Genomic DNA, 14,314 nt, shown 5'->3' with positions numbered 1-14,314 from the left:
ACCACATGATCAACTTCAACTTTTGAACACAAGTGGCTGAGATGTGCGCTCCAAGTCACAGGAGACGAACTATTGACTTCGAAACTTGAAGGCATAGTCTCGGCAACGTTGTTTTCACCTTCAAGTGGTGGGCGGCGTGAGGTTGTGCGCCACTGGAAGGGCTCGCCCCCCATGCCCGGCGACGGTGCCGGGCCCAGGAGTACACGTTGACCAGCACCACGCAGCCCCCTGGGTCGGGAGCCCGGCAGGCCCACCCCGACCACCTCAGCCACGTCATCTTCATCGCGGCCGCGGCCGCGATGGGCGGCTTCCTCTTCGGCTACGACAGCTCCGTCATCAACGGCGCCGTCGAGGCCATCCGGGACCGCTACGACATCGGCTCCGGCACCCTCGCCCAGGTCATCGCCATCGCCCTGATCGGGTGCGCCATCGGCGCCGCCACCGCCGGCCGGATCGCCGACCGCATCGGCCGCATCCGCTGCATGCAGATCGCCGCCGCCCTCTTCACGGTCAGCGCCGTGGGCTCCGCCCTGCCGTTCGCCCTGTGGGACCTCGCCTTCTGGCGCGTCGTCGGCGGCTTCGCCATCGGCATGGCCTCCGTCATCGGCCCCGCCTACATCGCGGAGGTCGCTCCCGCCGCGTACCGCGGCCGGCTCGGCGCCTTCCAGCAGGCCGCCATCGTCATCGGCATCGCCGTCTCCCAGCTGGTCAACTGGGCCATCCTCAACCTCGCCGACGGCGACCAGCGCGGCGAGATCGCCGGCCTGGAGGCCTGGCAGTGGATGCTCGGCGTCATGGTCGTGCCCGCCGTCCTCTACGGCCTGCTGTCCTTCGCCATCCCCGAGTCGCCCCGCTTCCTGATCTCCGTCGGCCGCAAGGACCGTGCCCGCGAGGTGCTCGCCGAGGTGGAGGGCCACAACGTCGACCTCGACGCGCGCGTGGCCGAGATCGAGACCGCCATGCACCGCGAGCACAAGTCCACCTTCAAGGACCTGCTCGGCGGCCGCTTCGCGTTCCTGCCGATCGTCTGGGTCGGCATCGGCCTGTCGGTCTTCCAGCAGCTCGTCGGCATCAACGTCGCCTTCTACTACTCCGCCACCCTGTGGCAGTCGGTCGGCGTCGACCCGTCCGGCTCGTTCTTCTACTCGTTCACCACGTCGATCATCAACATCGTCGGCACCGTGATCGCGATGATCCTGGTCGACCGGGTCGGCCGCAAGCCGCTCGCCCTCGTCGGCTCCGCCGGTATGGCCCTCGCCCTCGCCTTCGAGGCATGGGCCTTCTCCGCCGACCTCGTGGACGGCAAGCTCCCCGGCACCCAGGGCGTCGTCGCCCTGATCGCCGCCCACGCCTTCGTCCTCTTCTTCGCCCTCTCGTGGGGCGTGGTCGTCTGGGTCTTCCTCGGCGAGATGTTCCCCAACCGGATCCGCGCCGCCGCCCTCGGCGTCGCCGCCTCCGCCCAGTGGCTGGCCAACTGGCTCATCACCGCCAGCTTCCCGTCGCTCGCCGACTGGAACCTCTCCGGCACGTACATCCTCTACACGGTCTTCGCCGTGCTCTCCATCCCCTTCGTGCTCAAGTACGTGAAGGAGACCAAGGGCAAGGCGTTGGAGGAGATGGGCTAATCCCCGCTGCCCCTCTCCTCGATCTTCCGACTGCCCCGGCCCGCGCCTTCCGCGCACCGGGGCAGTCGGCCGCGGTGCGCCGTGCGTCCCCGCCGCCCCCGGTGCGGCTGCCCCGGTACGGTCGCGCCCGGGCCCGGTCCGCGCCCGGAGGTCGGCACGGGCCCGGGCCCCCCACCCCTCCTCCGTTCGCCGCACGACCGCCGAAACCAGGTGTCTCGGCACGAGGGCGCGGCAACGGTGTCGCGCATACTGGACGGACCATGGAATTCGTCATCCTTGCTGTAGTCATCGCCCTGGTCGCGGTCGGAGTGATCAGCGGCCTCGTCGTCGGCGGACGCCGGAAGAAGCAGCTGCCGCCGCCCGAGGCCCCGTCGACCACGCCGACCATCACCGCTCCGCCCGCCGAACCGCGCGTCGGCGAGGAGGCGGAGACACCCCGCGCGGAACCGCGCCGGACCATAGAGGAGGTCGACCTCCCGACGGCCGAGGAAGCCGTCGAGACGCCGGCCGCCGTCGAGGACCCGGTCGTCGCGGAGCCCCCGGTCCGCGAGATCGAGATCCCTGCGCCCACCGCCGGCCGGCTCGTCCGGCTGCGCGCCCGACTCGCCCGCTCCCAGAACTCCCTCGGCAAGGGCCTGCTCACGCTCCTCTCGCGCGACAACCTCGACGAGGAGACCTGGGAGGAGATCGAGGACACCCTCCTCACCGCCGACGTCGGCGTCACCCCCACCCAGGAGCTCGTGGAGCGCCTGCGGGAGCGTGTCCGGGTGCTCGGCACGCGTACGCCGGACGAACTGCGCACCCTGCTCCGCGAGGAGCTGCTCACCCTCGTCGGCACCGACTTCGACCGCTCCGTGAAGACGGAGGGCGGCCTGGAGACGCCGGGCGTCGTCATGGTCGTCGGCGTCAACGGCACCGGCAAGACCACGACGACCGGCAAGCTCGCCCGCGTCCTCGTCGCGGACGGCCGCTCCGTCGTGCTCGGCGCCGCGGACACGTTCCGCGCGGCCGCCGCCGACCAGCTCCAGACCTGGGGCGAGCGCGTCGGCGCCCGTACGGTGCGCGGCCCGGAGGGCGGCGACCCGGCGTCCATCGCGTACGACGCGGTGAAGGAGGGCATCGCGGAGGGCGCCGACGTGGTGCTCATCGACACCGCGGGACGCCTGCACACCAAGACCGGGCTCATGGACGAGCTCGGCAAGGTCAAGCGCGTCGTCGAGAAGCACGGCCCGCTCGACGAGGTCCTCCTCGTCCTGGACGCCACGACCGGCCAGAACGGCCTGATCCAGGCGCGCGTCTTCGCGGAGGTCGTCGACATCACCGGCATCGTCCTGACCAAGCTGGACGGCACGGCGAAGGGCGGCATCGTCATCGCCGTCCAGCGCGAGCTGGGCGTCCCGGTGAAGCTGGTCGGCCTCGGTGAGGGCGCGGACGACCTGGCCCCCTTCGAGCCGGAAGCCTTCGTCGACGCCCTGATCGGCGAGGGCGCCTGAGTACCTCCCACGAGCTCTCCCGCGAGCGGGGCGGCCGGCCGGAACGCGCGCGAGCGCCCGGCGGGCCGCCCCGCCGCCGTTCACGGCGCGGCCCGCGGACGCGCGCGGGACCGCCGCGGAGGGCGGGTGTGCGGGACCGCGGCGCGCGGGGTCGCGGGCGTACGCGCGTGGCGGGCGGGGCCGCGTGGCGGGCCGTGCCGGCCCGGCGGGCGGCTGGAGGGATCGGCCTCCGGACGGCGGCCCGGCGGTCAGGCCGCGGTGGAGCGGTGGCTGATGTAGGCCAGGGTGCCCAGCAGCAGACGGGCCTGGGGGGCCGCGTGGCCGGCGTCCGGGCACGGGGGGCGCAGCCAGCGGACCGGGCCCAGGCCGCCGAGGTCGGACGGCGGGGCAGTGATCCAGGAACCGGGCCCCAGGCACCGCAGGTCCAGCTCCGCGTCGTCCCACCCCATCCGGTACAGCAGCCGCGGCAGCTCCTCCGCCGCCCCCGGCGCCACGAGGAACTGCGCCCTCCCCGTCGGCGTCACGCACACCGGCCCCAGCGGCAGCCCCATGCGCTCCAGCCGCACCAGCGCCCGCCGCCCCGCCGCCTCCGCGACCTCCAGCACGTCGAACGAGCGCCCGACGGGCAGCAGCAGCGACGCGCCCGGGTACTGCGACCACGCCGCGGCCACCTCGTCCAGCGACGCGCCCGCCGGCACCTCGGGGGCGAACCCCAGCGGGTGCGCCCCCGGCGCCGCGCACGACGCGTCCCCGCAGGAGCACTCGCCGGACACGGCCCGCGCCCCGGGCACCACGTCCCAGCCCCACAGGCCGGTGTACTCCGCGACCACGGTGCACTCCGCCGCCCGCGTCGCGCGGCGACGGGACCCTGACAACGTCAATCCGGCCAGCCCGGTGAAACCCGTCCACCCGGACCGCATCTCGCGGATGCGCGTGCCGCCGATCGTGAAGCCCATGCCCCCTCCAACGGGTCGATCTCGCCGGTGGTTACTATCTGGAGCCTAGCTGTGACTCTACGTCACTGCGCCTTCGTCCAGGGGGCGTACGGACGCCCGCACGGTGGTACGCGCACCATCCGCGCGCCACTTCGGGCCTCGATGCACCGGGCCCCCGATTGTCATGTGTCAAGTGAATCGCGCCCGGCGGTAGGAGAGTTCATTCGATGGGGTGGCGAATGGTGGCGTTTCTGTGAGCGGCCTCGCGAAGTCAGTGATCGTGAGGTTACTTTCGGTGCGCGAACCCCGGGTAGCGTCCGCGCCCGTGAGTATGCCGGAGGCAACACGGGTCCCGTCCGAAGGGCGCGGACCCCGGGCGCGGGCCCACGATCCACGGCATCCTGACCAGGGTTCGGCAACACGGAGATTCGGCGGATGGGGGCCTTCCAGTGGGCGGCAGCGGCACGGACGGTACGAATGCCGGCAAGCGCCCGAACGAACAGCTCGGTTCGTGGTTCGTACGCAGCGGCTGGTCGAAGGGCGAGCTCGCGCGCCAAGTGAACCGCCGGGCGCGCCAGATGGGCGCCCACCACATCAGCACCGACACCTCCCGCGTGCGCCGCTGGCTCGACGGCGAGCAGCCCCGCGAACCCATCCCCCGCATCCTCTCCGAGCTGTTCTCCGAGCGCTTCGGCACCGTCGTCGCCGTCGAGGACCTCGGCCTGCGCGCCACCCACCAGTCACCCTCGGTGTCCGGCGTCGACCTGCCCTGGGCCGGCCCGCAAACGGTCTCCCTGCTCAGCGAGTTCTCCCGCAGCGACCTCATGCTCGCCCGGCGCGGCTTCCTCGGCACGTCGCTCACCCTCGCCGCCGGCCCCTCCCTCATCGAGCCGATGCAGCGCTGGCTCGTCCCCGCCCCCACCACCGACCGCGCCGACCCGCCCCCGCAGGCCCGCCGCCCGCACCGGCTCTCCCGCGCCGAACTGGAGATGCTGGAGTCCACCACCGCCATGTTCCGCACGTGGGACGCCCAGTGCGGCGGCGGCCTGCGCCGCAAGGCCGTCGTCGGGCAGCTCCACGAGGTCACCGACCTGCTCCAGGAGCCGCAGCCCGCCGCCGTCTCCCAGCGCCTCTTCCGCTGCGCCGCCGAACTGGCCGAGCTCGCCGGGTGGATGAGCTACGACGTGGGCCTCCACCCCACCGCCCAGAAGTACTTCGTCCTCGCCCTGCACGCCTCCAAGGAGGCCGGCGACAAGCCCCTCGGTTCGTACATCCTCTCCTCCATGAGCCGCCAGATGATCCACCTGGGACGGCCGGACGACGCCCTTGAACTCATCCACCTCGCGCAGTACGGCAGCCGCGACTGCGCCACCGCCCGCACCCAGGCCATGCTGTATGCGATGGAGGCCCGCGCGTACGCCAACATGGGCCAGCCCAGCAAGTGCAAGCGCGCCGTGCGGATGGCCGAGGACACCTTCGCCGACGCCGGCCTCGACGGCGAGCCGGACCCCGACTGGATCCGCTTCTTCAACGAGGCCGAACTCAACGGGGAGAACTCCCACTCCTTCCGCGACCTCGCCTACTTCGCCGGCCGCAGCCCCACCTACGCCTCCCTCGCCGAGCCCGTCATGGAACGCGCCGTCGAACTGTTCGCCGAGGACAAGGAGCACCAGCGCTCCTACGCCCTCAACCTCGTCGGCATGGCCACCGTCCACCTGCTGAAGCGCGAGCCCGAGCAGGCCGTGGCCCGGGCGGCGCAAGCCCTCGAGGTCGCCCAGCGCGTCCGCTCCGAACGGGTGAACACCCGCCTGCGCAAGACGGTCGACACCGCCGTACGCGACTTCGGCGACGTCCCCGAGGTCGCCGACATCACCGAACTCCTCGCCAAGACCCTCCCCGAGACCGCCGAAGCGGTCTGAGCCCCCCGTGGCCCCGGACCCCGGCCGCGGCGCCCGCCCCCGTACGGTCCCGACCCGGTTCCCCACCGCCGGGTCGGCGGGCGCGGCTCCGCAGCCGGTTCACGACCGGGGCGGGGGACACCTCCGTAACCCAACCGTGACCCAGTGGTTCACGGTGCCGTAACACGCCCCGCCTCTTCGTCACTGCTCCGAAACATCGGGCGGCATCGTCGGAAACGGCGCTGCGCGAATCTCCTGCGTCATAACCGGCCATCCCTCACAGCCGCGCAGCCCCGGCTCCGCGCCCCGCACAGGCCGACCGACGACGAGGAGACGCCGATGCCCCCAGGCATCCTGACGCTCGCCGCAGAGGAAGCGCCCACGCTCTCTGCCGCCAACACCGGCTTCATGCTCATCTGCTCCGCCCTCGTGATGCTGATGACCCCCGGCCTGGCCTTCTTCTACGGAGGCATGGTCCGCGTCAAGAGCACCCTCAACATGCTGATGATGAGCTTCATCAGCCTCGGGATCGTCACCGTCCTGTGGGTGCTCTACGGCTTCAGCATCGCCTTCGGCACGGACTCCGGATCGGTCGTCGGCTGGTCCTCGGAGTACGTCGGGCTGAGCGGCGTCGGCCGCGACCAGCTCTGGGACGGGTACACGATCCCGGTCTTCGTCTTCGCCGCCTTCCAGCTGATGTTCGCGATCATCACGCCCGCGCTGATCAGCGGCGCCCTCGCGGACCGCGTGAAGTTCGGCTCCTGGGCCCTGTTCATCGCCCTGTGGGCCACGGTCGTCTACTTCCCCGTCGCCCACTGGGTCTGGGGCGCGGGCGGCTGGCTGTTCGAGATGGGCGTCATCGACTTCGCCGGCGGCACCGCCGTCCACATCAACGCCGGCGCCGCCGCCCTCGGCGTGATCCTCGTCATCGGCAAGCGCGTCGGCTTCAAGAAGGACCCGATGCGCCCGCACAGCCTCCCCCTCGTCATGCTCGGCGCCGCCCTGCTCTGGTTCGGCTGGTTCGGCTTCAACGCCGGCTCCTGGCTCGGCAACGACGACGGCGTCGGCGCGGTGATGTTCGTCAACACCCAGGTCGCCACCGCCGCCGCCATGCTCGCCTGGCTTGCGTACGAGAAGATCCGCCACGGCGCCTGCACCACCCTCGGCGCCGCCTCCGGCGCCGTCGCCGGCCTCGTCGCCATCACCCCGGCCGGCGGCTCCTGCTCCCCGCTCGGCGCCATCGCGATCGGCGCCGTCGCCGGCCTCCTGTGCGCCATGGCCGTCGGCCTCAAGTACAAGTTCGGCTACGACGACTCCCTCGACGTGGTCGGGGTCCACCTCGTCGGCGGCGTCGTCGGCTCCGTCCTCGTCGGCTTCTTCGCCACCGGCGGCGTCCAGTCCGACGCCAAGGGCCTCTTCTACGGAGGCGGCGTCGACCAGCTGGTCAAGCAGGTCGTCGGCGTCGCCGCGGTCCTCGCCTACTCCCTGGTCGTCTCCGCCGTCCTCGCCCTGGTCATCCACAAGACGATCGGCATGCGCGTCAGCGAGGACGACGAGATCTCCGGCATCGACCAGGTCGAGCACGCCGAGACCGCGTACGACTTCAGCGGGGCCGGCGGCGGCACCGCCCCCCGCAAGGCCGCACCCGCCCCCGCCGGGACCGCGACGGCAGCAGCACAGCAGAAGAAGGTGGACGCATGAAGCTCATCACCGCGATCGTCAAGCCGCACCGGCTCGACGAGATCAAGGAGGCCCTCCAGGCCTTCGGAGTCCAGGGACTGACCGTCACCGAGGCCAGCGGCTACGGACGCCAGCGCGGCCACACCGAGGTCTACCGCGGCGCCGAGTACACCGTCGACCTCGTCCCCAAGATCCGCATCGAGGTCCTCGTCGAGGACGACGACGCCGAACAGCTCATCGACGTGATCGTCAAGGCCGCCCGCACCGGCAAGATCGGCGACGGCAAGGTGTGGAGCGTCCCCGTCGACACGGCCGTACGCGTCCGCACCGGCGAACGCGGCCCCGACGCGCTGTAAGGGAGCTGCCGGGTGACGAGCACCGAAGCGAACGGGACAACGGAAGACTCGGGACCCAGCGGCTACGCGGCGGCCCGGCTGCGCCTCCTCCAGCAGGAGACGCGGCCGGGGCCGCCGCGCCGCGCCGCGCTCGCCCGGCTCACCGACGACTGGCTCACCGCGCTCTACGCGGACGCCTCCCCGCCCCGCGGCACCGCCCTCGTCGCCGTCGGCGGCTACGGGCGCGGCGAACTCTCCCCGCGCAGCGACCTCGACCTGCTCCTCCTCCACGACGGCAGCGCCGACCCCGCCGCCGTCGCCGCCCTCGCCGACCGCCTCTGGTACCCCGTCTGGGACCTCGGCCTCGCCCTCGACCACTCCGTGCGCACCCCCGGCGAAGCCCGCAGGACGGCCGGCGACGACCTCAAGGCCCACCTCGGCCTCCTCGACGCCCGCCCCGTCGCCGGCGACCTCGGCCTCGTCGCCGCCCTGCGCACCGCCGTCCTCGCCGACTGGCGCAACCGGGCCCCCGGACGCCTCCCCGAACTCCACCGGCTGTGCCAGGAGCGCGCCGAACGCCAGGGCGAACTGCCCCACCTCCTCGAACCCGACCTCAAGGAGGCCCGCGGCGGCCTCCGCGACGCCACCGCCCTGCGCGCCGTCGCCGCCTCCTGGCTCGCCGACGCCCCCCGCGAGGGCCTCGCCGAAGCCCGCCGCACCCTCCTCGACGTACGCGACGCCCTCCACCTCGCCACCGGCCGCGCCACCGACCGCCTCGCCCTCCAGGAGCAGGACCAGGTCGCCCGCGCCCTCGGCCTCCGCGACGCCGACGCCCTGCTCCGCGAGGTCTACGAGGCCGCCCGCACCATCGCGTACGCCTCCGACGTCACCTGGCGCGAAGTCCACCGCGTCCTGCGCGCCCGCTCCGCCCGGCCCCGCCTGCGCACCCTCCTCGGCGGCGGCAGGCCCCAGCCCGAGCGCACCCCCCTCGCCGAAGGCGTCGTCGAGATGGACGGCGAGGCCGTCCTCGCCCGGACCGCCCGCCCCGAACGCGACCCCGTCCTCCCGCTGCGCGCCGCCGCCGCGGCCGCCCAGGCCGGCCTGCCCCTCTCCCGGCACGCCGTACGCCACCTCGCCACCACCGCCCGGCCCCTGCCCGTGCCCTGGCCCGCCGAGGCCCGCGAGCAGCTCGTCACCCTCCTCGGCGCCGGCGAACCCGCCGTCGCCGTCTGGGAGGCCCTCGAAGCCGAAGGGCTCGTCACCCGCCTCATCCCCGACTGGGAGCGCGTACGGTGCCGGCCGCAGCGCAACCCCGTCCACACCTGGACCGTCGACCGCCACCTCGTCGAGACCGCCGTCCGCGCCGCCTCCCTCACCCGCCGCGTCGGCCGGCCCGACCTGCTGCTCGTCGCCGCGCTCCTGCACGACATCGGCAAGGGCGGACCCGGCGACCACTCCGTCACCGGCGAGGCCGTCGCCCGCGACGTGGCCGCCCGCATCGGCTTCGACCAGGCCGACACCGCCGTCATCGCCACCCTCGTCCGCCACCACCTCCTCCTGGTCGAGACCGCCACGCGGCGCGACCTCGACGACCCCGCCACCGTCGAGTCCGTCGCCCGGGCCGTCGGCGGCGTCCCCACCCTGGAGCTGCTGCACGCCCTGACGGAGGCCGACGCCCTGGCCACCGGGCCCGCCGCCTGGTCCTCCTGGCGCGCCTCGCTCGTCGCCGACCTCGTCAAACGGGTCGCGGCCGCCCTCGCGGGCGACGTCCCGCCCGCCCCCGAACCGGCCGCGCCCGGAGCCCAGGAGGAACGCCTCGCCGTCGAGGCGCTCCGCACCGGGGAACCCGTCCTGGCCCTCCACGCCCAACAGGAGGCAGCCGAGGAGGGCGGCGAACCCGAACCGGTCGGCGTGGAACTCCTGATCGCCCTGCCCGACCAGCCCGGCGTCCTCCCCGCCGTCGCCGGGGTCCTCGCCCTGCACCGGCTCACCGTCCGCTCCGCCGACCTGCGGGCCATCGAGCTGCCCACGGAGCTGGGCCCCGCGGGCACCGTCCTGGTACTGAACTGGCGCGTCGCCGCCGAGTACGGCTCCCTCCCGCAGGCCGGCCGCCTGCGCGCCGACCTCGTCCGCGCCCTCGACGGGTCCCTGGACGTGGCCGCCAGGCTCGCCGAGCGCGACGCCGCGCACCCGAGGCGCCGCGGCGTGCAGGCCCCGCCCCCGCGGGTCACCGTCGCCCCGGCCGACTCGGCGGCCCGCGCCACGGTCCTGGAGGTCCGCGCCCAGGACGCGCCGGGGCTCCTGCACCGGATCGGCCGCGCCCTGGAGGGCGCGGAGGTACGGGTGCGCAGCGCCCACGTCAGCACCCTGGGCGCGAACGCGGTGGACGCCTTCTACGTCACGGACCTGAAGGGCGCGCCCCTGCCGCCGCAGGAGGCGCTGGGGACGGCGGGGGAAGTGGAGCGGGCCCTGTCGGGGTCGTGACCCCGACGCCGCCGCCCCGTCGGCGGGAAGGAGCGCTCCCCGCGCCGCGGGGTCCGGCCCCGCCGCCGCGGGACCCCGCCCCGCCCCGCTGCCCTCCGCCGAGGACGGCTCCACCGCGCGGCCGGATACCCTTGGAGCAACCGTCCGCCCACCCCCTAGACCCGAGGATCCGCGACCGCCGTGTTCGATACCCTCTCCGACCGCCTTGCAGCGACCTTCAAAAGCCTCCGGGGCAAGGGAAGGCTCAGCGAGGCGGACATCGACGCCACCGCCCGCGAGATCCGCATCGCCCTGCTGGAGGCGGATGTCGCCCTGCCCGTCGTCCGGGCCTTCATCAAGCAGGTCAAGGAGAGGGCGGCCGGCGCCGAGGTCTCGCAGGCCCTGAACCCCGCCCAGCAGGTCATCAAGATCGTCAACGAGGAACTGGTCAAGATCCTCGGCGGCGAGACCCGCCGGCTGCGCTTCGCCAAGCAGCCGCCGACCGTGATCATGCTGGCCGGTCTCCAGGGCGCCGGTAAGACCACGCTCGCCGGAAAGCTCGGCAAGTGGCTCAAGGGCCAGGGGCACTCGCCGCTGCTCGTCGCCTGCGACCTCCAGCGGCCGAACGCCGTCAACCAGCTCTCCGTCGTCGCCGAGCGCGCCGGCGTGGGCGTCTACGCGCCGGAGCCGGGCAACGGCGTCGGCGACCCGGTCCAGGTCGCGAAGGACTCCATCGGCTACGCGCGGACCAAGCTCCACGACATCGTCATCGTCGACACCGCCGGCCGCCTGGGCATCGACCAGGAGATGATGCAGCAGGCCGCCGACATCAGGGACGCGGTCCAGCCGAACGAGATCCTCTTCGTCGTCGACGCGATGATCGGCCAGGACGCCGTCAACACCGCGGAGGCCTTCCGCGACGGCGTCGGCTTCGACGGCGTGGTCCTCTCCAAGCTCGACGGCGACGCCCGCGGTGGTGCCGCCCTGTCGATCGCGCACGTCACCGGCCGCCAGATCATGTTCGCCTCCAACGGCGAGAAGCTGGACGACTTCGACGCGTTCCACCCGGACCGCATGGCGTCCCGCATCCTCGGCATGGGCGACGTGCTCTCGCTGATCGAGAAGGCCGAGCAGACCTTCAGCCAGGAAGAGGCCGCCAAGATGGCCTCCAAGCTGGCGAGCAGCAAGGGCAAGGACTTCACGCTCGACGACTTCCTGGCCCAGATGGAGCAGGTCCGCAAGATGGGCTCCATCTCGAAGCTGCTCGGCATGCTGCCCGGCATGGCGCAGATGCGGGAGCAGATCAACAACATCGACGAGCGGGACGTGGACCGCACGGCCGCGATCATCAAGTCGATGACCCCGGCCGAGCGTCAGGACCCGACGATCATCAACGGTTCGCGCCGGGCGCGCATCGCGCGGGGTTCCGGTGTGGACGTCAGCGCGGTGAAGTCGCTGGTGGAGCGGTTCTTCGAGGCGCGGAAGATGATGTCGCGCATGGCGCAGGGCGGCGGCCTGCCGGGGATGCCGGGCATCCCGGGCATGGGCGGCGCCGGCCGGCAGAAGAAGCAGCAGAAGCAGGCGAAGGGCAAGCGGCGCAGCGGCAACCCGATGAAGCGGAAGGCCGAGGAGGAGGCCGCCGCGCAGCGCCGGGAGCAGCAGGTGCAGCAGGGCGGGGCGTTCGGGCTTCCGGCGGGCCAGCCGGACCAGGACTTCGAGCTTCCGGACGAGTTCAAGAAGTTCATGCGCTGAGGCGTGCGCCGACGCGGGCCGGTCGCGACCTGCGGACGCGGAAAGGGGCACCCGCCCATGGCGGGTGCCCCTCGCGCGTGGGGGGCTGGGCCACGCGTACGTATCCGTGATGCCGCTTTTGTGGCGCTCTGCTGATAATCGCAGCGTGACCAGTTCCGTGCCCCCGCGTGACCGCACCGACCAGCCGTGGCGTTCGGAGGGCGCCCCTCCGGAGCCGCCGCCGAAGCGGCGGATGCCCGGTGGCTGGGTGGGGCTGGTCCTGGCGGCACTGGTGCTGTTCCTGCTGACGAACCTGGTGCTGACCCTGGTGAACGGGGAGGGCGACGAGCCGACCGTCTCGTACACGGAGTTCAGCAAGCAGGTCGCGGCGGGGAACGTCGCGAAGATCTACTCCAAGGGCGACGCCATCGAGGGCGAGCTGCGCGAGAAGCGGCCGGTCCCGGGCGGTGACGGCGACTACACGAAGTTCACGACGCAGCGGCCGGCGTTCGCCGAGGACCCGCTGTGGCGGCGGCTGGCCGAGCACGACGTGACGGTGACCGCCGAGCCGGTGGTGGAGCGGCCGAGCTTCCTGGCGAACCTGCTGTTCTCGCTCGCGCCGATCGTGCTGCTGGTGGTGCTGTGGCTGTTCCTGGCGCGGCGGATGAGCGCGGGGCTCGGCGGGGCGGGCGGGATGCTGGGGCGCAAGGCGCCGCCGAAGCCGGTGGAGGTGGAGGCGGGGCGGCGTACGACGTTCGCGGACGTGGCGGGGATCGACGAGGTCGAGGGCGAGCTCAACGACGTCGTCGACTTCCTCAAGAACCCGGAGGCGTACTGGCGGATGGGGGCCAAGATGCCGCGCGGCGTGTTGCTGTCGGGGCCGCCGGGCACCGGCAAGACGCTGCTGGCGCGGGCCGTGGCGGGGGAGGCGGGCGTGCCGTTCTTCTCGGCGTCGGCGTCCGAGTTCATCGAGATGATCGTCGGCGTGGGCGCCTCGCGGGTGCGCGAGCTGTTCAACGAGGCGCGCAAGGTCGCCCCGGCGATCGTCTTCATCGACGAGATCGACACGATCGGTCGGGCGCGGGGCGGCGGCGCGGGCATGGGCGGACACGACGAGCGCGAGCAGACCCTGAACCAGATCCTCACCGAGATGGACGGCTTCTCCGGTTCGGAGGGGGTCATCGTGATCGCCGCGACGAACCGGGCGGACGTGCTGGACCCGGCGCTGACCCGGCCGGGGCGGTTCGACCGGATCGTGAGCGTGAGCCCGCCGGACCGGGGCGGCAGGGAGGCGATCCTGCGGATCCACACCCGGGGCATCCCGCTCGCCGAGGACGTGGACCTGGCGCAGGTGGCGCGGACGACACCGGGCATGACGGGGGCGGAACTGGCCAACCTCGCGAACGAGGCGGCGCTGCTGGCCGTCAAGCGGAGGCAGGAGCAGGTCACCCGTTCGGACCTGTCGGACGCGCTGGAGAAGGTGCAACTGGGGGCGGAGCGGCAGCTGATCATGCCGGTCGAGGAGAGGCGCCGTACGGCGTACCACGAGAGCGGGCACGCGCTGCTGGGGATGCTCCAGCCGGGTGCCGACCCGGTGCGGAAGGTGACGATCGTGCCGCGCGGGCGGGCGCTGGGGGTGACGCTGTCGGCGCCGGACACGGAGAAGTACGCGTACACGGAGGAGTACCTGCGGGGGCGGATCATCGGGGCGCTGGGCGGGATGGCGGCCGAGGAGGTGGTGTTCGGGGTCGTCACGACGGGCTCGGAGAGCGACCTGGAGCAGGTGACCAACCTGGCGCGGGGCATGGTGGGGCGGTGGGGGATGAGCGGCCGGGTGGGGCGGCTCACGGCGATCCCCTCGGACGCGCAGCAGGCGTACGGACTGTCGGCGGCGCCGGCGACGCTGGACACGGTGGACGACGAGATGCGGCGCATCGTCGACGAGTGCTACGCGAGCGCGTGCCGGCGGCTGCGGGAGAACCGGGACCGGCTGGACGCCCTGGCGTCGGCGCTGCTGGAGAACGAGACGCTCGACGAGGACGCCGCCTACCGGGCCGCCGGCATCGCGCGCTTCGGGAAGGAAGGGAAGGACGCGAGGGACGGGAGGGACGGGAGGGACGGCGACCGGCGGCCGTAGCGGGACGGCCGCCGTGT

At 73.1% G+C, this 14,314-nt stretch carries 9 protein-coding genes; 8 read left to right on the top strand and 1 reads right to left on the bottom strand.

The features are described from left to right. Positions 1–206 precede the first annotated feature (206 nt). Together AC07D6_RS28390 and ftsY are read left to right on the top strand one after the other, a co-directional pair. The gene (locus AC07D6_RS28390) at positions 207–1,625 is read left to right on the top strand and encodes a sugar porter family MFS transporter (protein ID WP_479049093.1); all 1,419 of its coding nucleotides are present in this window, start codon (positions 207–209) and stop codon (positions 1,623–1,625) included. Positions 1,626–1,885: 260 nt separating this feature from the next. Beyond that, a complete protein-coding gene (gene ftsY, locus AC07D6_RS28385; RefSeq protein ID WP_315878927.1) occupies positions 1,886–3,118 on the top strand; it encodes a signal recognition particle-docking protein FtsY in 1,233 nt (410 codons plus the stop codon). Positions 3,119–3,366: 248 nt separating this feature from the next. Here the strand turns inward: ftsY and AC07D6_RS28380 are convergent, their stop codons facing one another. Then, entirely contained in the window at positions 3,367–4,074 is a 708-nt protein-coding gene (locus tag AC07D6_RS28380) for a bifunctional DNA primase/polymerase (protein WP_479049091.1), read from the bottom strand. 428 nt (positions 4,075–4,502) lie between these two features. Here AC07D6_RS28380 and nsdA point away from each other — a divergent pair, with 428 nt between their 5' ends. The 6 genes from nsdA to ftsH all read left to right on the top strand — a co-directional run bounded on the left by nsdA (position 4,503) and on the right by ftsH (position 14,297). Then, the gene (gene nsdA, locus AC07D6_RS28375; RefSeq protein WP_315878925.1) at positions 4,503–5,972 is read left to right on the top strand and encodes a transcriptional repressor NsdA; all 1,470 of its coding nucleotides are present in this window, start codon (positions 4,503–4,505) and stop codon (positions 5,970–5,972) included. A gap of 318 nt (positions 5,973–6,290) precedes the next feature. After that, complete coding sequence (locus AC07D6_RS28370; RefSeq protein ID WP_315878924.1) at positions 6,291–7,652, top strand: ammonium transporter; 1,362 nt, start codon at positions 6,291–6,293, stop codon at positions 7,650–7,652. Next, on the top strand, positions 7,649–7,987 hold the full coding sequence (locus AC07D6_RS28365) for a P-II family nitrogen regulator (protein ID WP_315878923.1): 339 nt from the start codon (positions 7,649–7,651) through the stop codon (positions 7,985–7,987). The genes AC07D6_RS28370 and AC07D6_RS28365 overlap by 4 nt, the downstream gene beginning before the upstream one ends. Positions 7,988–7,999: 12 nt before the next feature. After that, the gene (locus AC07D6_RS28360) at positions 8,000–10,450 is read left to right on the top strand and encodes a [protein-PII] uridylyltransferase (protein WP_479049088.1); all 2,451 of its coding nucleotides are present in this window, start codon (positions 8,000–8,002) and stop codon (positions 10,448–10,450) included. A 180-nt stretch (positions 10,451–10,630) separates the two neighbouring features. After that, positions 10,631–12,181 carry a signal recognition particle protein gene (gene ffh / locus AC07D6_RS28355; protein WP_315878921.1) on the top strand — a complete coding sequence of 517 codons (1,551 nt, stop codon included), beginning with the start codon at positions 10,631–10,633 and terminating at the stop codon, positions 12,179–12,181. Positions 12,182–12,326: 145 nt separating this feature from the next. Beyond that, on the top strand, positions 12,327–14,297 hold the full coding sequence (gene ftsH / locus AC07D6_RS28350) for an ATP-dependent zinc metalloprotease FtsH (protein WP_479049085.1): 1,971 nt from the start codon (positions 12,327–12,329) through the stop codon (positions 14,295–14,297). The last annotated feature ends 17 nt before the right edge of the window (positions 14,298–14,314 follow it).

This window comes from Streptomyces sp. NPDC045287 (assembly GCF_056432325.1).
The sequence above is the reverse complement of the archived record's forward strand: the minus strand, read 5'-3'. Positions and strand labels throughout refer to the sequence as shown.